This window comes from Acutalibacter sp. 1XD8-33 (assembly GCF_003612555.1).
GTDB lineage: Bacteria > Bacillota > Clostridia > Oscillospirales > Acutalibacteraceae > Acutalibacter.
Window position 1 is genome coordinate 84,411 of the sequence record NZ_RAZF01000001.1, and the last position, 19,339, is coordinate 103,749.

20 protein-coding genes are annotated in these 19,339 nt (G+C 51.1%); all 20 read left to right on the plus strand.

What is annotated here, in order from left to right; translation table 11 throughout:
* Nucleotides 1-12 precede the first annotated feature (12 nt).
* The 20 genes from D7X94_RS00465 (at nt 13) to D7X94_RS00555 (ending at nt 19,332) form a co-directional block, all read left to right on the plus strand.
* Nucleotides 13-666, plus strand: a complete 654-nt coding sequence (locus tag D7X94_RS00465) for a NeuD/PglB/VioB family sugar acetyltransferase (protein ID WP_120425723.1) — start codon at nt 13-15, stop codon at nt 664-666.
* A gap of 2 nt (nt 667-668) precedes the next feature.
* The gene (locus D7X94_RS00470) at nt 669-1,403 is read left to right on the plus strand and encodes an SDR family NAD(P)-dependent oxidoreductase (protein WP_120425724.1); all 735 of its coding nucleotides are present in this window, start codon (nt 669-671) and stop codon (nt 1,401-1,403) included.
* Complete coding sequence (locus tag D7X94_RS00475) at nt 1,400-2,239, plus strand: transketolase (protein ID WP_120425725.1); 840 nt, start codon at nt 1,400-1,402, stop codon at nt 2,237-2,239. The genes D7X94_RS00470 and D7X94_RS00475 overlap by 4 nt, the downstream gene beginning before the upstream one ends.
* Nucleotides 2,236-3,213, plus strand: a complete 978-nt coding sequence (locus D7X94_RS00480; RefSeq protein WP_120425726.1) for a transketolase family protein — start codon at nt 2,236-2,238, stop codon at nt 3,211-3,213. The genes D7X94_RS00475 and D7X94_RS00480 overlap by 4 nt, the downstream gene beginning before the upstream one ends.
* Nucleotides 3,210-4,319: a LuxE/PaaK family acyltransferase gene (locus tag D7X94_RS00485; RefSeq protein WP_243111053.1), complete on the plus strand. Its 1,110-nt coding sequence runs from the start codon at nt 3,210-3,212 to the stop codon at nt 4,317-4,319. Before D7X94_RS00480 ends, D7X94_RS00485 begins: the two co-directional genes overlap by 4 nt.
* Nucleotides 4,270-5,484, plus strand: coding sequence for an acyl-CoA reductase (locus D7X94_RS00490; protein ID WP_120425727.1), 1,215 nt, complete (start codon nt 4,270-4,272; stop codon nt 5,482-5,484). The genes D7X94_RS00485 and D7X94_RS00490 overlap by 50 nt, the downstream gene beginning before the upstream one ends.
* A 12-nt stretch (nt 5,485-5,496) precedes the next feature.
* On the plus strand, nt 5,497-6,240 hold the full coding sequence (locus D7X94_RS00495; RefSeq protein WP_120425728.1) for an SDR family NAD(P)-dependent oxidoreductase: 744 nt from the start codon (nt 5,497-5,499) through the stop codon (nt 6,238-6,240).
* A gap of 44 nt (nt 6,241-6,284) precedes the next feature.
* Nucleotides 6,285-7,904, plus strand: coding sequence for an aldolase catalytic domain-containing protein (locus D7X94_RS00500; RefSeq protein ID WP_120425729.1), 1,620 nt, complete (start codon nt 6,285-6,287; stop codon nt 7,902-7,904).
* 59 nt (nt 7,905-7,963) lie between these two features.
* Entirely contained in the window at nt 7,964-9,769 is a 1,806-nt protein-coding gene (locus D7X94_RS00505) for a thiamine pyrophosphate-binding protein (protein WP_120425730.1), read from the plus strand.
* A gap of 72 nt (nt 9,770-9,841) precedes the next feature.
* Nucleotides 9,842-10,081 carry an acyl carrier protein gene (locus tag D7X94_RS00510; RefSeq protein ID WP_120425731.1) on the plus strand — a complete coding sequence of 80 codons (240 nt, stop codon included), beginning with the start codon at nt 9,842-9,844 and terminating at the stop codon, nt 10,079-10,081.
* A gap of 18 nt (nt 10,082-10,099) precedes the next feature.
* Nucleotides 10,100-10,225, plus strand: coding sequence for a hypothetical protein (locus D7X94_RS19425; protein WP_279221728.1), 126 nt, complete (start codon nt 10,100-10,102; stop codon nt 10,223-10,225).
* An 11-nt stretch (nt 10,226-10,236) separates the two neighbouring features.
* A complete protein-coding gene (locus tag D7X94_RS00515) occupies nt 10,237-10,626 on the plus strand; it encodes a methyltransferase domain-containing protein (RefSeq protein ID WP_120425732.1) in 390 nt (129 codons plus the stop codon).
* Nucleotides 10,627-10,659: 33 nt separating this feature from the next.
* The gene (locus tag D7X94_RS00520; RefSeq protein ID WP_199714969.1) at nt 10,660-12,081 is read left to right on the plus strand and encodes an AMP-binding protein; all 1,422 of its coding nucleotides are present in this window, start codon (nt 10,660-10,662) and stop codon (nt 12,079-12,081) included.
* A gap of 66 nt (nt 12,082-12,147) precedes the next feature.
* On the plus strand, nt 12,148-12,843 hold the full coding sequence (locus tag D7X94_RS00525) for a thioesterase II family protein (RefSeq protein WP_120425733.1): 696 nt from the start codon (nt 12,148-12,150) through the stop codon (nt 12,841-12,843).
* Between the two features lie 21 nt (nt 12,844-12,864).
* Nucleotides 12,865-13,953, plus strand: a complete 1,089-nt coding sequence (locus D7X94_RS00530; RefSeq protein ID WP_120425734.1) for a LuxE/PaaK family acyltransferase — start codon at nt 12,865-12,867, stop codon at nt 13,951-13,953.
* A gap of 211 nt (nt 13,954-14,164) precedes the next feature.
* The gene (locus D7X94_RS00535) at nt 14,165-15,139 is read left to right on the plus strand and encodes an acyl-CoA reductase (RefSeq protein ID WP_158590834.1); all 975 of its coding nucleotides are present in this window, start codon (nt 14,165-14,167) and stop codon (nt 15,137-15,139) included.
* 135 nt (nt 15,140-15,274) lie between these two features.
* Nucleotides 15,275-16,051, plus strand: a complete 777-nt coding sequence (gene rfbF, locus D7X94_RS00540; protein ID WP_120425736.1) for a glucose-1-phosphate cytidylyltransferase — start codon at nt 15,275-15,277, stop codon at nt 16,049-16,051.
* Nucleotides 16,052-16,062: 11 nt separating this feature from the next.
* Nucleotides 16,063-17,124, plus strand: coding sequence for a CDP-glucose 4,6-dehydratase (gene rfbG / locus D7X94_RS00545; protein ID WP_199714971.1), 1,062 nt, complete (start codon nt 16,063-16,065; stop codon nt 17,122-17,124).
* Nucleotides 17,125-17,134: 10 nt separating this feature from the next.
* On the plus strand, nt 17,135-18,469 hold the full coding sequence (rfbH, locus tag D7X94_RS00550) for a lipopolysaccharide biosynthesis protein RfbH (RefSeq protein ID WP_120425738.1): 1,335 nt from the start codon (nt 17,135-17,137) through the stop codon (nt 18,467-18,469).
* Complete coding sequence (locus D7X94_RS00555; protein ID WP_158590835.1) at nt 18,466-19,332, plus strand: NAD-dependent epimerase/dehydratase family protein; 867 nt, start codon at nt 18,466-18,468, stop codon at nt 19,330-19,332. The genes rfbH and D7X94_RS00555 overlap by 4 nt, the downstream gene beginning before the upstream one ends.
* The last annotated feature ends 7 nt before the right edge of the window (nt 19,333-19,339 follow it).

A 19,339-nucleotide genomic window follows, 5' to 3' on the forward strand; every position in this document is an offset into this window, starting at 1 on the left:
CGCGGTGGTTGGATGAAACTTGCGATTTACGGAACCGGCGGGGCGGGACGGGAGATGCACGAATTGATCGTTTACTGTGCCGCGCTGAATAAAAGATGGACGGAGATTGTGTTCATTGACGACACAAAGGAAGCCGGGGTCTGCTATGGCGCCAGGATGTTTCCCTTTGAGGCCTTCCAGCGGGAATTCGCCAGGGACGAGATCGAGGCGATCATCGCGGTGGGGGAGCCGTCAGCTAGGAAGGCGCTGTATGAGAGACTGAAAGACGCGGGATACCGTTTGGCTACCATCGTCCACCCGACCTCTGTTGTAAGCCCCAGCGCGGTCCTTGGGGAAGGCGTTATCATCAAGGACAGCATCTCCATCTCCTCCGACGCGGTAATCAAAGACAATGTCTGCGTGAACGGGATCTCCATGATCGGCCATGGGGTGGAGATTGGGGAGCACTGTGAAATTTCCAGCCATGTGGTTGTGGCGGGGAATACCAAGGTGGGGCCTGGGGTATATATCGGAATTTCCGCAAGCATTCGGGACCACATCGAAATAGGGGAAAATGCTATTATCTCCATGGGAGCGGTGGTGCTGAGAAGCGTCCGCCCCAACATGACGGTGATCGGGAATCCGGCCAGAGAAATTGCAGAGAATAAAAAGCAAAAGGTGTTTTAGTTGTGAGCAGAAACGTTGTGATAACTGGGGCAAACAGGGGAATCGGCAGGGCGATGGTTCAGGCCTTTGCGGAGGCTGGAGATAACCTCTGGGCCTGCGCAAGAAAACCCTCTGTCGAGTTTGAAAAGGATATGGCAGAGCTGGCCGCGTCAGCCGGCGTTTCGATCCAGCCGGTCTACTTTGACTTGCTGGACGAGGCGGATGTGCAGCGGGGAATGCAGCGGATCCTTCAGGAAAAGAGACCGCTAGATGTTCTGATCAACAACGCGGGCATCCCCCATGGTGGACTCATGATGATGACGCCCCTGAAAACCCTCCGAGAGGTTTATCAGGTGAATGTGTTTGCTCAGGTGCAGATGATGCAGCTGGCTGGAAGGCAGATGATGCGGCAGAAGCGGGGATGCGTCATCAATATCTGTTCGGCCGGCGGAATCGAGGCTGAACCGGGGTATCTGGCCTATGGCTCCAGTAAAGCCGCCCTGGCGTGGATCACCCGGATGGCCGCCAAAGAATGGGGCGCCTATGGGATCCGGGTAAACGGGATTGCGCCGGGATTGATCGACACAGATATGGGGGCGTATAAGCCGGACGGGGAGAGGGAAAAGATGCTGAAGCGCATGAGCATCCAAAGAGCCGGAAGGCCAGAGGAGGTCGCTTCCGCTGCGCTCTACATTGCTTCGGATCAGGCGGCGTTTATGACAGGGCATATCTTAGTGCTGGATGGAGGACGGGTATGACAATTGATGTTTCTGCAAAGAATGCCGGCCGGCTGGCGGAGATGGCCCAAAGGATGCGCTTAAGCGCTTTGGATATGGCCTTGCAGGCGGGAAACTATGGGTCGCATGTGGGGGGCAGCTTGTCCTGCATTGAAATTCTTGCCGTTCTGTATGGCGAGGTGTTGCGCTATGACATCAATCATCCGCTGGATGAGAACCGGGACAGATTCCTGCCCAGCAAGAACCACTGTGTCCTGGCCCATCTTCCCGCCCTTGTGGAGGCCGGTTTTCTTTCCCGGGAGGAGCTTTTAGAGTTTCAGAAGGATGGAGGGCGGCTGACAGGATATCCCCGGCGGCCGGAAATTGGGTTGGAGTATTCTGGCGGAAGTTTGGGAATGGCCATTTCCGTGGGAATCGGCCTGGCACTGGCGGCGAGAGAACAGAAACGGCCCAGTCGGATTTATGTTCTTTTGGGAGACGGCGAGTTGAACGAGGGATGTATCTGGGAGGCCTTCATGGCGGCAGCCCATTATAAGCTGGATAATTTGACTGCGATTATCGACCGCAACCGGCTTTCCTATGATGGGGATACGGAGGAAGTGATGGGCCTGGAAGACCTGGAGGAAAAGCTGGCCAGCTTTCACTGGTCCGTTTCCCATTGCGACGGGCACAGTAGCCAGGAACTGCTCTATGCGTTCCAGGACACACGTGTGGGCCTGCCCCACGGGATTATAGCGGATACGGTGAAAGGAAAAGGACTATCGTTTGCGGAGAACAGGCCGGAGTGGCACCACCACAGGTTGTCTCGATCCGAATATGAACAGGGAAGAAAAGAGATTTTGGGAGTTGACCGATGAAGAATACAGCGGCAAATATACGGATGCTGTCCAAACTGGGACAACGAGGCGCGTTTTTTGGCATTGCCCTGCCGGAAATAGCGGAGCGTCAAAAGAACGTGAAACTTCTGACGGCGGATCTTGCTCTTCTTTCCGGCATGGATCGCTATGAGAAAAAATATCCGGACCAGTTTCTGAACGTGGGGATTGCGGAGCAGAACATGATTGGTATTGCGGCGGGGTTGGCAATGGAGGGATACTGTGTGTACGCTTCCACGTATGCCGCTTTTATTGCTGTCCGCAGTCTGGAGCATATCCGGCAGCACCTCTCCCATATGCGGTGCAACGTGAAGATAGTGGGTACAAGCGCGGGAGTTGTGGCTGCAAAATCTGGAATCTCCCACTGGGCTACGGAGGATCTGGCTTTTATGCGGGCGCTGCCCAATCTTACGGTTCTATCCGCCGCAGACAGCCTAGAAGCGGTAAAGATGGCGGAGTATGCGGCCGAAACGGAGGGGCCCATGTATATCCGGCTGAGCGGTGGACAGAACTGTCCCGTTGTCTATCAGGAGGATTACGACTTTGTACCCGGCAGGCTGGCAGAAATAAAAAAGGGCAGCCAGATTGCCCTGATCGCGACGGGCCTAATGGTGGCGGAAGCCTGGAAAGCTGCGGACCTTCTGGAGGAGCAGGGGCTGTCGACTGCGGTGTACAACATGCACACGATCAAGCCTCTGGACTGTGCTGGATTGCAAAAAATTTTTTCGGACTACCAGCTTATCGCGACGGTAGAGGAGCATACGGTGCTGGGAGGCATGGGAAGCGCGGTAGCGGAGTATAAGGCTGGGTTTGCGAAGGGGCCCCGGCAGATCTTTATTGGGTTTCAGGATTCCTTTGCAGAGGCGGGATCCCAGCGGTATGTCTGGCAGCAAAAGGGTCTGACGGATGTCCAGATCGCGGAACGGGTCCGGCAAGAATGGGGGCAAGTGACTTGATAGATGATTTTTATTCCTTTCAGCCCTATGAACTGGAAGCGGAAAAAAAGGAAGGGCTGCTGTTGAGAGAGCTGACGGAGCTGACAAAATTTCATCAGGAACATTGCCGTGCCTACGCGGATTTTTTGGAAATGACAGGATACGACCCGGCGAAGGTTCAAGCACTTTATCAGATTCCTTTTTTTCCAGTGCGTCTCTTTAAAGAGTATGATTTGATCAGCATTGACCGAAAGAGTCTCTTTAAGACCATGACATCTTCCGGTACCACAGGACAGAAGGTGTCCAAAATCTTTCTGGACAAAGAGACGGCCATGGCTCAGCAGAAGGTAATGATCCGGATTTTAAGCGATTTCTGGGGGAAAAAGCGGCTTCCCATGCTGATTATCGATACGCCGGACGTGTTGAAGGATCGGGCGAAGTTCTCCGCTCGGGGAGCGGCCATTATGGGGCTGAGCTTTGTGGCCAGGGAGTCCGTATATGCCCTGCGGGAGGATATGTCTTTGGATCTTGACAAGGTCCGGGCCTTTGCAGAAAAATATGCGGGGCAGAGGTTCATTATCTTCGGTTTTACCTTTTTGGTTTGGCAACATTTCTATCAGGAGCTGTGCCGGACAGCCCAGAGGTTTGACTTCTCCCAAGGCTTTCTGATGACCGGGGGCGGCTGGAAAAAACTTATGGGGCAGGCGGTGTCTCAGGCGGAATTTAAAAGGCGGATTCATGAGGCGTGCGGGATCCGCCACTTTTTGGACCACTATGGAATGGTGGAACAGACGGGAGCTATCTATGCGGAATGCGAGTATGGGCATCTTCACGCCAGCATTTTTTCCGATGTGCTTATCCGGAACTACCGGGATTTTTCCCTTTGCCCTATAGGACAGAAGGGAATTATTCAGGTGGTGTCGGCGTTGCCCCGCTCTTACCCGGGGCATTCCCTCCTGACGGAGGATGAGGGCGTTATTCTGGGAGAGGACGATTGCCCCTGTGGCCGGAAGGGGAAGTATATTCAAGTACTGGGCCGGATGGCTCAGGCGGAATTAAGGGGGTGCAGCGATACCTATGCGGAGGAACATGGAAGGGATCCGGGACGCGCAGTTTCTAGTAGGTGATGAGGCGTGTTTAGCGGCTATGGAGAGGGTCCCGGTATTGCCGGCATTTTCCCAGCCTGCCATAGAATTTCTTTCGGGTCTATCCCAGAAATTGCGCCGAGACCCCGTGGCAAAGGAATATGGAGACATTCTTTCCTATGCGTACTGGATCCGCCGTGCCTCTCTGGAACAGGCCAAGGAAGCCTGTGCTGGCTGGGAGAACCGTCTGGGTCGGGGGATCGCTTTTCATATTACTCCCTCCAATGTACCGGTCAACTTCGCGGTATCCCTGACCTCGTCCCTCTTGGCGGGGAACTGTACCGTGGTGCGGGTATCCGACAAGGTTTTCCAGCAGGTTGGCATCATATGCGGCGCGATAAACCAGCTTTTGGAGGGAGAATGTGCGCAGATGAAACCATATCTGTGCATTTTGCGGTATGGCCACCAGGAAGAGGCCACTAGGGCGCTATCTGATATGTGCAGCATCCGGATTATCTGGGGCGGCGATCAGACTATCGAGGCGATCCGGCAAATCCCCATTCCGCCCAGGGCAAAGGAATTGACGTTTGCAGACCGGTTTTCCCTGGTGGTTATCCATGCGGACCAATATTTGAAAAAGGATCCCAGGCAAGTTGCCAAGGGCTTCTATACAGACACCTATTATACCGACCAGAATGCGTGCAGCTCCCCACGGATGGTGGTTTGGATGGGAACGGAGCCCGCAGTGAAAGAGGCCAAGAGAATCTTCTGGAAAGCCCTGGAAGATCTGGCGGCAGAGGAATATCCTATGAGACCTGTTCAGGCGGTGGATAAATTCACATCGCTGTGTATGCTGGGAATGAGCCGTTCCGGCGTGCGGCTGCGTTCAAAAAACACCTATGTGATGCGGGCTGAGCTGGAGAGCCTGACGCCGGATCTGTCCCAATATTTCAGCAAAGGCGGACTGTTCTACGAATATACCGCCCTCCGGTTGGAGGAGCTTCTTCCGGTTCTTACGGAGCGGTGCCAGACGGTGTCCGTTCTGGGGGTTGAGAAAGAAGCGGTGCTGAACTTGGTCTTTGCCAATGGGGTCCGGGGTGTGGACCGCATTGTAAATCTGGGGGAGACCATGACGCCCTCGTTCATCTGGGACGGATATAAAATGATCGAAGAAATGAGCCGGTATGTATTCCGGCAGAAAGAATAAGGAGAGGCAACAATGCTGTTACAAGGATTGACGGCGGTGGTGACCGGATGCAACCGGGGAATCGGGAAGGCCATATTGACCGCGATGGCGTCAGAGGGCGCTTCCGTTTTTGCGATAGTCCGGAAAGAAGATCCGTCTTTTACGGAACATTGCGCCAGCTTGGCGGAAGCCCACGGCGTAGAGATTCCGATTGTGTACGCAGATTTTGAACAGGAAGACGAGGTCAAGGCCGCCGCGAAGCAGATTCTGCAATCCAAAAAAGGCGTTGATATTCTGGTGAATAATATTGGCGTTGCACAGCCGCCAAGGATGCTGGCCATGACAAATATGGAAACCATTCGGAATGTCTTTCAGGTGAACCTCTTCTCAGGAATTCTTTTTACCCAGCTTATTACCAAAGCGATGATGCGCAGAAAACGGGGAAGCGTCATTTTTCTGTCCTCCAGCGCCGCCTTTGACGGAGGAGCGAACATCGAGTATTCCGCCAGTAAGGCGGCTGTGATTGGAGCGGTAAAAAGGCTGGCGATTGAGCTGGGGCAGTTTGGCGTCCGGGTGAATGCTGTTGCCCCGGGACTGACTGACACAGATATGGGCAACATGACGCCTCAGGAGGATATGCAGGTTGCGGTCAGCCGGAATGTAATGAAGCGGCTGGGAAAGCCGGAAGAAGTGGCGGATGCCGTCGTATTTTTGGCGTCGGAGCTTTCCCGATTCATAACCGGGCAGGTGCTCCGGGTGGACGGCGGGCTGTTGTAGTTTCGGCATGAAAGGGAATCGAAAAGATTAGGAGGAGATTGCCAATGACAAAACAGAGGGATAAAATTAGCCTGTTGGACTGTACTCTTCGAGACGGAGCCTATATTACGGAATCAAAATTCGGCAGCGCGGCTATCAAGGGAATTATAGAAAAATGCCAGAGCGCCGGAGTGGAGATTATAGAGTGTGGATGGCTAAAAAATGACGATTACCGCCCTGGCACGACGTTTTATCATGTGCCAAGCGATCTGGAACCTTATTTGTCTGGAAAAAGCCGGAATACGGTCTATGTGGTTATGATCGACTGGGACCGCTATGAATTGGACTATCTTCCGCCCTATGATGGAAAGTCCATTGATGCCATCCGGGTGGTATTTCCCCACGGAAAACACCGCCAGGCGGTGGAAGTCGGCCGGCAAATCAAAGAGAAGGGCTATCAGATCTATTTTCAGGCGGCCAATACGCTGGCATATTCAGATGAAGAGCTTACCGAGCTTGCCGGAGAAATGAACCGGTTAGGAATCCAAGGTCTCTCAATTGTCGATACCTTTGGGGCGATGTATCCAGAGGATTTGGAGCGCATTGTTCATGTCCTGAATGAGAATTTGGACCGGAAAGTCAAGTTGGGTTTTCACTCGCACAATAATCAGCAGCTTTCTTTTGCATTGACAATGAACTTTATTCAGCTGCTGTGGGAAGAGGAGCGGGAGGTTATTGTTGACGCCAGTCTGTGCGGGATGGGCCGCGGAGCGGGAAATGCAACCACAGAGTTGGTTGTGAGTTATCTGAACCGGAAATGTGGATGCCATTATGATATGGATTCCATCATGGACGCGATTGATATTTATATGGAATATTTTACGGAGAACTATCATTGGGGGTACTCCACGCCATACTTTATCGCGGGGTTGTATTGCTGCCATGTCAATAACATCGCCTATCTATTAAAAAACCACCGGACAAACGCGAAGGATATGCGCAATATTATTGAGTCTCTGCCAGCGGAGGACAGAAAGAAATACGACTATGACCTGCTGGAAAAGAAGTATTTGCAGAATCAAGAACTTTACGTAGACGATCAGGCCGCGCTAGAGAATTTGTCGGCATGTTTGAAGGGTCGGGAGCTGCTCTTGATCTGTCCCGGAAAATCATCCTTGGAGGAGCAGCAAACGATTCAAAGATATATCCAGGAGAACCGCCCGAATGTTCTTGGTGTTAACGCCATTTTGCAGGGCTATAATTATGACTATTTGTTTTTTGTCAGCTCCGCGCGCTATGAATATGCAAAGGCCACCTATCAACGCTCTTTCGAAAAGGCCGAACGGATCATTCTTTCTAGCGTGAAAAATGTTCCGGAGGGCAATGAAAGAATTGTGGGATACCACCATGTGGTAAAACGGGGATGGGACTATTATGATAACGCGGCAATCTGCGCCTTGCGGCTGGCGGATTTGCTGGGGATAGAAAAGGTTACGATTGCGGGGTTTGACAGCTTTATGATGAAATATAACGAGAGCTATGCAGATCCCTTCCTGCCCACCCACAGTTCTGAAGATTGGAAGGCCATCAACGCCGAGATCGCGGATATGTTCTCTGATTTTCGGAAAAACGCGGTACATTGCAGGGAGATCACATTCCTCACCCCCAGTGCTTTTGGGCCTTGAGAGGATGAAATCGCATTTTTCGGACGCTGGAAATTGAATACAGGAGGTTTGACAGTGCAATGATTCGAGTGGCGGATTATATTATCAAGCGGATTTATGAAGAAGGGGTTCATCATGTTTTTTATGTCCCTGGCGGGCAGTGCGTCTATTTGACCGACGCCTTGAGGAGGCATACAGGGATTCAAAGCATCGCGATGCACCACGAGCAGTCAGTTTCCATGGCAGCGCTTTCTTACGCGCTTTACAATGAGAACCTGGGGGCCTGCATTGTGACGACAGGTTGTGCGGGGACAAATACGATGACAGGAGTTCTGCATGCTTGGCAAGACAGCATTCCCTGCATCATTGTTTCAGGGCAGCAGGCTTATGACCAGACAGTTAAGGCCTCTGGACTGCCTCTGCGGCAGGTCGGCATACAAGAGGCAGATACGGAAACTATTATGAAACCCATTACCAAATTCGCGGTAACAGTAGAAAGCGCGGATAAGATTGCCTTTTATATGGATAAAGCGATTTATTTGGCAAAGACGGGCAGAAAAGGCCCGGTCTGGCTGGACGTGCCGCTGAATATTCAGAACACCATGGTAAATGAGGAGGAACTGGAACGGTATGTGCCGGAGCCTGCGCCAGAGCTTGCCGTCTCCCAGGAAGAGCTGGACTTTGTAGTTGACTCGCTGAATCGGGCGGAGCGGCCCATTATTCTGGCGGGACAGGGAGTGCGCAGCGCGGGGGCGGCTGTACAGCTGAGAAAGTTCGCGCAAAAGAACTCCATTCCCGTAACGTTCTCGCGCTTTGCCTACGATATGTTCCCCTATGAAGATCCGCTTAATATGGGGATTGTAAGCGGTGCGGCGGGCGCGTCTCGGTATGGAAATTTTGCGCTCCAGAACTCCGACCTTGTGATTAGTATCGGGTGTCGTTTGGCTATAGAGACGACCGGGCCGGAACGGGAAAAATTTGCCCGGAGCGCCAAAGTGATTGTAGTAGATATTGATGCGGTGGAACACTCCAAAAAGGGCGTGCGGATCGACCGATTCATCCATGGAGACGCGAAGGACTTTTTGGAAAAAATGAATGGAATGGAAACACATGCTGTTTCTCAGAGCTGGTTAGATCAATGCCGGCATTGGAAAGATATTTTCCAATATAAAAGCGAGTGGAATGATGCGGATCACCTGGTGGACTTAAAGGTGTTTATGGAGAAGCTCTCCCTGCGTCTGCCGGAAAAAAGCGTTCTGGTTTCCGATGCGGGCTTGACAGGCGCGGCTGTTTCAGCAGCCAGCAGAATAAAAGAATCTGACAGGTTGATTATCTCCTTTGCGCAGGGAGAGATGGGCTATTCTCTGCCAGGTGCCTGCGGCATTGCGCCGATTTCAGAAGGGCCGGTGATCTCCTATACAGGCGACGGCTCCTTTATGATGAATTTGCAGGAGCTGCAAACCGTGGTGCGCAATCAGTTCAACATCAAAATTGTTATCATAAACAACAATGGATACTCCGGTGTGCGCCATGGGCAGCGGGCCCATTTCCGGGGGAAAACTATTGGGACCGATCCCAGCAACGGATTGGACTTTCCCGACTATGGAAAGCTCGCGGCGGCCTTTGGAATTCCTTATGGAAAGGCGGAAAAGACAGGGGAAATTGATGATGCCATCACCCAACTGTTGGCATCAGATGGTCCGTATATCTGCGAAGTCATGTGCGACCCGGACCAGTTCGACCTGCATAACGCCCTGGTGACCTATGGGAAGCGGAAATTCGGGTTCCGGCCCATTGAGGACCAGTCTCCATTTATCGACAGGGAGGTTTTCTTCCAGGAAATGATCGTGGAGCCTATGGAAGAAAGCCATGGAACGCCGGTATAATTTGGGCGGATACTTTTGTAAAGATAGAAGCGGAACAATAGAACGGTAAAAATCAGAAAGAGGGATTTCATTATGACAAACGCAGAAAAATATAACCAGGCTTTTTGCGAGGCATTGGAAATTGCGGAGGACCAGCTGGAGGGACTGGAGTATCAAGGGATTGAACAATGGGATTCCGTGGGGCATATGGGCTTGATTGCCGCTTTAGAGGATGCCTTTGATATCATGATGGACACGGATGACATTATTGACCTCAGCTCTTATGAGAAGGGGAAGGAAATCCTTGCCGGCAATTATGAAATTGCGTTCTGAGGGGAAGGAGAAAGACAGATGAAATGCTTTGTGTGCGGTTCTGAGATGAAGGACTACCTGAAAAAAACCATTGAGCCGGAGCCCTTTGAGAGGGATTATGTGCGCTGTGAGCGCTGCGGCCTGAAGGACCCAGTGATTATTTAGCGGATGAGGACATGCTGCCCGGCGATTTCGACGCGGTGGTATCGTGCTCTGTATTTGAGCACCTGCTTGGCAGGCGGGATGTGGACGAAATCATAGGCCTTTTAGAAGAAAAGGGTACTCTCTGTATGCATACATTAGTCTGTGAGGAGGTTCCCCAGGACCCAAACTGGTTCTATCTGTTAGGCGGGCATTGCACGCTGTGGACAAACGCCAGTATGGGCCTGCTGTTCCAGCAATATGGATTTGTTGGCTGCGCCTATCACATAGAAGCGCGCATGTGGTTTTTCTTTAAGGACCGCCGGCGCTTTGAACTGCTGAAGGAGAGAAGCCCGCTGATACCGGGAGAGTGGGTGTTCTCCGATCAATTTGTGGATTATTGGAAGCAAAAGCCGTATCGATGAACCTGCCTCCATCCGAAGGGAGAGAGAACGCGAATGATTTGGGATTTTCAAAAATACCGCAGCGACATTGCCATACTAGACGAATACGGTATGTCCTTAACCTATGGTGGACTGTATGAGGAGGGGCGACGCCTGCAAGAGGCGATAGGCCGCCGCTGTCTGGCTTTTGTCCTGTGTCGGAATGAAACCGGCGCGCTGGCTGGCTACACTGGGATGTTGAACGGCGGGATTGTTCCGGTTTTACTTAACAGCCAGCTGGACCGGTCCTTGCTGGACAATCTTCTGAAGGCATATTATCCGGCGTTTCTCTGGGTCCCGGAGGATATGCGGGAACAGTTCCCAGAGATGGGTTTGATTTTTTCATCTAATCGGTATTGCTTATTAAAAACCGGATATCCGGAGGCCTACCCTATGCACCAGGATCTGGCTCTGCTGCTGACCACCTCCGGTTCTACAGGTAGTCCGAAGCTAGTACGCCAGAGCTATAAAAATGTTTTGGTAAATGCGCAAGCTATTGCAGAATACCTTGCGCTCACCGAAGCGGAGCGGCCGATTACCACGCTGCCTATGAACTACACCTATGGCCTGTCGATTATCAACAGCCATCTGCTGGTGGGAGCGATGCTCCTTGTCACAGATAAATCTCTAGCGCAGAAAGAATTTTGGGCATTTTTTCAAGAGAAAGGAGCCACGTCCTTTGGCGGCGTCCCTTATACCTATGAGATGCTGGACAGAATGCGCTTTCAGCGGAAGGATCTGCCTTCTCTGAGGACTATGACCCAGGCGGGGGGAAAACTCACCCCTGAGCTTCACAAAAAATTTGCGGAGTATGCCAAGGAAACCCACAAGAAATTTGTGGTGATGTATGGGCAGTGCGAGGCGACTGCCCGTATGGGCTATCTCCCTGCGGAAAGGGCCATTGAGAAATACGGCTCTATGGGAATTGCCATACCGGGGGGGAGATTCCATCTGATTGACGAGGCGGGCACGGTGATTACGGAACCGGGAATTACCGGCGAACTGGTTTATGAGGGGCCAAATGTAACCCTAGGCTATGCGGAACGGGGAGAGGACTTGGTAAAGGGGGACGAGAGAAACGGCGTTCTCCAGACCGGCGATATGGCGAAGTTCGATTCTGACGGATATTATTATATTACTGGAAGAAAGAAGCGGTTCTTAAAGATTTATGGAAATCGGGTGAACCTGGACGAGGTGGACTGCCTTGTGAAGGAGAAATTTCACCACATGCCCTGTGCCAGTGCCGGAGTGGACGACCACATGGTTCTCTTTATTACAGACGGTGGCTTAGTGGAGAAAGTTGAGAAATATGTGAGCCGGACGCTGAAGCTGAACCCTGCGGCCATTCAGGTGATAGCGATTGAGGAAATTCCAAAGAACGATGCGGGAAAGATACGGTATACCGAGCTGGAGAAGTACTATAGCCCAAAAGATTGAAAAGTATCCATTTGACAAGTCTTTTGGCTATAGTTTAAGTAGGTTCTTGGGTGGAGGAGAAGTTCTGTGCAGCTATTTTGCTTTCCCTATGCAGGTGGTACGGCATCATTTTTTGATAAGCTGGAGAGTTGCCTGCGCGCTCAAATCAAGGTGGAAAGGTTGGAGTACGCAGGGCATGGTGCAAGGAGGAAGGAAGCGTTTTATCAGAACTTTGCGGAGTTATCTGGGGATATGTATGCTCAGGTAAAAGAGCGGTGGAAGCCGGAAGAGGCATACGGCCTTTTCGGATACAGCATGGGGAGCATCGCTGTGGTGGAAGTGCTGAAACGTATTTTGCTGGCCCAGGAGATAGATCCCCCCTGTCATGTGTTTCTTGGCGCTCATGGTCCTGCCATGAAACGAGAGCTTCGGGAGGACTCCCAATGGGAAAGCGACGAGTGGGTCAAAAAGCGGACGATAGAGTTCGGAGGAATTCCGGAGAGCCTTGTGGAAAACCGAGCCTTTTGGCGGGTTTATCTGCCCCAGTACCAGGCGGATTACCGGTTGATTCGAAGATATCCCTTTGACAAAATGGATATCGCCTGTCGAATTCCGGCAACGGTTTTCTATTCAGAGACGGATACCCCTTTTCCAGAGATCCGCCGGTGGACGCAGGTGTTCCAAGGAAGCTGCAAGTTTATAGAATATCCGGGAACTCATTTTTTTATCATAGATCATTGGCCGGAAGCTGCGGAGATCGTGAAGGCAGAACTGGCACTTTGAGAGAAGGAAGGGAGGATAAAAATGCAGTTTGAAGAAATCCAGCGAGTGGAACCTTATTTGCTGTCTAAAGAGGAGAAGGAACCGCTTCTAACAAAAAGACTCCTTTCCTTGACCGAACATCACAGAAAAAATTGTCCGGAGTATAGAAGAATCCTGGAAAGCATTGGGTATAGCAACAGGGAGATATCCTCTTATACGGAGCTGCCGTTTTTGCCGGTGAGATTGTTCAAGGAAATTCCGCTGAAGAGCATGCCCGGGCAGGAGATTGTAAAAACGGTCACCTCTTCAGGTACCACAGGTCAGGCAGTCTCCCGGATCTTTCTGGACAGGACAACGGCATCAAATCAGCAGAAGGCCTTGGTGAAGATTGTGTCCAGCTTTACCGGATCCAAGCGTATGCCAATGATCCTGATTGATTGTCCTTCCGTGCTGAAAAACCGGGCGGCTTTTTCTGCAAGGGGAGCGGGGATACTGGGTTTCTCCATCTTTGGAACGGAAAAGATGTATGCGCTGGATGATGAGATGAAGCTGAACCTTTCTGCCCTTCGAGACTTTCTAGACAGGCATCGGGGAGAGCGCATTCTGCTCTTTGGATTCACCTTTATGATCTGGCAGCATTTCTATCAGGAGCTGCTGCGTCTGAAGCAGAGTGGTACGGTTTTTGATCTGTCTGGCTGCATGCTCATCCATGGGGGCGGGTGGAAGAAGCTCATACAGGAGGCGGTTTCCCGGGAAGCCTTTCATCAGAAGCTGGAGGAGGTGTGCGGCCTTACGGAGATCCACGACTATTATGGAATGGTGGAGCAGACCGGCTGCATCTATATGGAGTGTGAATATGGACATCTTCATGCTTCGGTTTTCTCGGACGTTATAGTCCGCAGCCCCTGGGACTTTTCCCCGCTAAAACCGGGAGAGCGGGGGATCCTGCAAGTGCTCTCAACGATACCGGAATCCTATCCGGGCCACTCCCTCTTAACGGAGGATAAGGGAATCCTGCTGGGCGAGGATGACTGCCCCTGTGGAAGAAAGGGAAAATACTTTACAGTGTGCGGAAGATTGGCAAATGCGGAGATCAGGGGGTGTAGCGATACCTATGCGGCTGGATTTTGAGAAGATTCAAATTTGTCTGGGAAGCCAACAAATTCTGGAGCGTATGTCAGAGCTCCCCGCAGAACTTCCCTTTGCCCCTGCTCGGATCGAGTTTTTAAACCAAGTTTCGGGCATGCTTTTGGCCAGCCGGGAGGCCAAGAGGTATCCGGATGTGGTTACGTTCGCTTTTTGGATTCGAAAAGCAAATGTACTTCGAAAAAGAGACGAGGTGATGCAAGAGGGCAAATTCCGCATGGGCAGGGGGCTGGTTTTCCACATTGCGCCCTCCAATGTCGCGGTAAACTACGCATATTCTTTTGCGGTGAGTTTCCTTTTGGGAAATGCCAATATTGTCCGGCTGCCTAGCAAAGAATTTCCTCAGACAGATATCATCAACCAGGCGATCCGAAAGGTTCTAGAAGAAAGAGGTGGGGGGCTGGAAAATACGATGGCCTTTGTCCGCTACTCCAGGAGCAAAGAGATTAACGACTATTTCTCCCAGAACTGTAACGTGCGGATAGTGTGGGGCGGCGACGAGACGATCCGTGAAATCCGAAAAAGCGAGCTTCCTCCCCGAGGAGAAGAACTCACCTTTGCAGACCGGTATTCTATCTGTGTGATAGACGGAGGAACGTATATATCGATACCTGATAAAGCGCGGGTTGCCCAGGACTTTTACAATGATACGTATCTTTCGGATCAGAACGCCTGCAGTTCGCCCAGGCTGGTATGCTGGACAGGACAGAAAGACGAGGTAGAGCGAGCCAGAACGGTATTCTGGGAGGAGCTTTGGAAGATAGCGGCGGAGAAGTACCATCCACAGCCTGTACAGTTTATGGATAAGCTTGTAAACGCCTGCCTTGCGGCTGTAGAAATTTCAGGGATTCGTGTTGTAAAGATGAAGGATAATCTGATTACGAGGATAGAGCTAGAGAGTATAACCTCCCAAATACAGGAACGCCGGGGGCACTCGGGATTCTTCTATGAGTGCTATCTGAACGAGGCGGTAGAGCTGGCGCCGGTCTGCGGAGAGAAGCTACAGACCATTGCCTGCCTGGGATGCAAGGAATGGCTGATGCCCTTGATTGGCTCTGGGGTAAAGGGAATCGACCGGGTTGTCTCCATTGGCGACACGATGGATTTCGACTTTGTCTGGGACGGATATGATCTGGTAGAAAGGCTAAGCCGCGAGATTTCCATAGGATAGCCTTACGGACCGGTTTTAAACGAGGACGTCCTCGTTTATTGCCACAGTGCACTGTGGCAATAAACGCATCATGATAATGAGCGATTGAAAATAGCAAATTAGCTAAAAAAGAAAGGTTTTCTGGAAGGAGAAGGTATGAAGGCTATCATCCTTGCGGGAGGCTTTGGCACCCGCATATCGGAAGAGTCCCAGTTCAAACCCAAGCCCATGGTGGAACTGGGCGGTATGCCCATTATCTGGCATATCATGAAGCTCTATAGCTACTATGGCTTCCACGAGTTTATCATCTGCGCGGGTTACAAGCAGCATGTTATCAAGGAATATTTTGCGGATTACTTTCTCCATACCTCGGATATCACATTCGATTTTACCGAAGGCAGAAACGATATGACTGTCCACAAAAGCACGTCCGAACCTTGGAAAGTAACCGTTGTGAACACAGGACTCAATACCATGACCGGCGGACGGGTAAAACGGGTAAAAGAGTATATTGGCGGAGAACCCTTTCTGCTTACCTATGGAGACGGGGTGGCAGACTTGAATATTGCCGAGTCGGTGCGGTTTCATCAGTCCCACGGGAAAATGGTAACGATTTCAGCCTATAATGCGGGGCAGCGCTTTGGCGTACTGGACATTGACGAAAGAGGCGGCATCCGGGAGTTCCGGGAGAAAACCCAGGGTGATGGAAACCTGATCAATATTGGCTTTATGGTGTGCCAGCCTGAATTTCTGGATTACATATCTGGAGACGGCGATATACTGGAAAAAGCGCCGCTGGAGAGCGCCGCGAGAGACGGTCAGCTTATGGCCTATAAGCATACAGGGTTCTGGCAATGCATGGACACGGTGCGGGAGAAAAATCTACTGGAAACCATGTGGGCGGAAGATCGAGCCCCGTGGAAGGTTTGGTAGAGGAGATGAGTATGATGAATTTGGCTTTTTTAAAGGGCAAAAGGGTCTTTGTGACAGGGCATACAGGCTTTAAGGGAGCCTGGCTCTGCCGCATTCTAGTTGGTGCGGGCGCGGAGGTGACGGGTTACTCTCTGCCGCCTCCAACAGAACCAAATTTGTTTTCTTTGGCCGGCTTGGATGGAAGGATGACCTCAGTGCTTGGGGATATCCGAGATAGGAGCAAGCTGGAACAGACCTTTCATGCCGCTCAACCAGAGATCGTCTTTCATTTAGCAGCGCAGCCTATTGTGCGGGATAGTTACAAAGCCCCTGTGTATACATATGAGATAAATGTGATGGGAACGGTAAATTTGCTGGAGTGCATTCGGACCTCGCCGAATCTTGTGAAGTCTGTGGTAATCGTTACGACGGATAAGGTATACGAAAATCAGAATTGGGCCTGGGGATATCGAGAGAGTGATCCATTAGATGGACATGACCCCTATTCCAATTCTAAGTCCTGCGCGGAGTTGGTAACGCACAGCTATGTCGGCAGCTTTTTTGCCGATACGGAGACGGCGGTATCCACAGTGCGGGCAGGCAACGTGATTGGCGGGGGCGATTTTGCCAATGACAGAATTATTCCGGACTGTGTGCGGGCGGTTCAGTCTCAAATGCCTATTGTTGTTCGGAACCCTCATTCTGTCAGGCCCTATCAGCATGTGTTGGAGGCCCTCTTTGCCTACTTATTAGTTGCACAACGGCAATATGAGAACAAAGGGGATTCTGGATGGTATAATGTGGGGCCGGAGGATGAGGACTGTTTGACTACCGGAGCATTGACAGATTTGTTTTGCCAAATATGGGGGGAGGGAGCGGCCTGGGAGAACCGGTCCGAGGCTGAGGCGCCTCATGAGGACCAGTTTTTAAAATTGGACTGCTCAAAGCTGAAGTCAACGTTTCACTGGAGGCCCCGTTGGAATATTGCGAAAGCGGTCGGCCAAACCGTGAAATGGACAAAGATTTGGCTGGAGAATGGTGATTTGCCCCGGGAAATGGACAGACAGATTGAAGAATTTTTGAATAAGAAATAAGGAGAGCCGTATGCGTACAAAAGAGGAAATCCGGCAGGAGATATTTTCCCTGGTAAAAGAGTATCATGAAATGGAGCAGGCGGCAAAACAGCCTTTTAGGCCCGGGCAGAAAATCCCCTATTGCTCCCGAGTCTATGATGAAAAAGAACAAATCAATCTGGTGGACTCAGCCTTGGAATTCTGGCTGACGGCCGGACGGTTCTGCCGTGAATTTGAGCAGGGACTGGGTAGCTTTCTGGGTATAAAGCATGTGGCCGCAGTAAACTCCGGTTCTTCCGCAAATCTGTTGGCTTTTATGACGCTGACATCGCCCTTGCTTCAGGAGCGTGCTATCCGGCGAGGCGATGAGGTGATTTGTGTAGCGGCAGCATTCCCCACTAGTGTAACGCCAATTTTGCAGTATGGTGCGGTGCCGGTGTTTGTGGATGTGGAGCTGGGAACCTACAATGTGGATGTTTCTATGTTAGAGAAAGCGCTTTCGGAAAAGACGAAGTGTGTTTTTCTGGCCCATACCCTGGGGAATCCCTTCAACTTGAAGGCGGTAAAGGATTTTTGCGACAAACACGGCTTATGGCTGATTGAGGACAACTGTGATGCCCTTGGCGCGGCTTATGACAGGGGAGAGGGTTATGAAAAAACAGGCACTATTGGCGACCTGGGGACCTCCAGCTTTTATCCAGCTCATCATCTGACCATGGGAGAAGGCGGCGCGGTATACACAAACAATGATCTGCTCAGCCGCATTATGTTCTCCATGCGGGATTGGGGGCGGGACTGCGTGTGCCCGCCTGGAATGGATGATACCTGTGGGCACCGGTTCGACGGGCAGTATGGCCTGCTGCCCAAGGGGTACGACCACAAGTATGTTTACTCCCACTTGGGATACAATTTGAAGATCACGGATATGCAGGCGGCGGTTGGGTGCGCCCAGCTGAAAAAATTAGGCGGCTTTGTGGAGAAAAGGCGGGAAAACTGGCAAATCCTGCGGGGAGGGCTTGCGCCGGCAGAGGATAAACTGATTTTACCCTATTGCGAGAAAGAGGCCTGGCCTAGCTGGTTTGGTTTTTTGCTCACGGTGCGGGAGGGAATCAGCCGGGAGAAGGTTGTGAAGTATATTGAGGACAGGGGCGTGCAGACGCGGATGCTGTTTTCGGGCAACCTGCTGCGGCACCCCTGTTTCGATGAACTGCGCAAGGCGGAAACTGGCTACCGCGTGGTAGGTGATTTGGCAAACACGGATAAAATCGTGAACGACACTTTCTGGGTAGGCGTGTATCCGGGGATGACAAAGGACATGCTGGACTATATGGTCCAGACAATTTTGGAGGCAGTGGAGGAACAGTGAATATTCTGCTGACAGGTGCGACGGGGTATCTTGGAAGTTGTCTGGCTCAGATGCTGTTGGCAGAAGGGCATACTGTTTCCTGTATAGTAAGAGATGTCAATCGTTTAAATCGATTAGCCCCATTCAGCAATAAAGTCAATTTGGTATCTATAGAGCAGATAAAACCTTGCATGGAGCAATTGAAATGTGAAATGGTGGTTCATACTGCATGTACCTATGCCCGAGGGAGTAATACCATAGAGGACGTAATTGCCGGAAATTTGACATTTCCCCTGAGGGTTTTGCAAATTGCGGCAGAGGCTGGCGTTCAGCGGTGGATTAATACAGGTACGGGGCTACCTTCTCAGGTGAATTCATATGCTTTGGCAAAAAAACAGTTTGCCCAATGGGGGGAAAGGTATGGGAAAGGAGGGATGCTCCAATTTATCGAGTTGCAATTAGAGCACTTCTATGGGCCTAACTTGCCAGAAGAAAATTTTCTAGCTTGGGTTACGTATAAGTTAAAAAAGAATATGCCATTAGAATTGACGGAAGGAAAGCAGCGTAGGGATTTTATCAGTATCTATGATGTTTTGCGTACATATAGGACGGTTATAGATGCCAACTTTGCGGAACCATACTTAGAGATTCCCGTTGGAAGTGGAATTTCAGTAAGCCTCCGCGAGGTGGTCGAATATTTAAAGGAAAGAATTGCCTCTCAGTCTCTTCTGCAATTTGGGGCGATTCCCTATCGGGAATTTGAGCCGGATAGTTGTTGTAATGTAGAAAAGATGAAGTCTCTAGGCATTAAGTCTACAATATATTGGAAGGATGGCATGCAGGCTTCGCTTGTTATGAATGAATCGACTACAAATAAACTCTAAAAGGAGT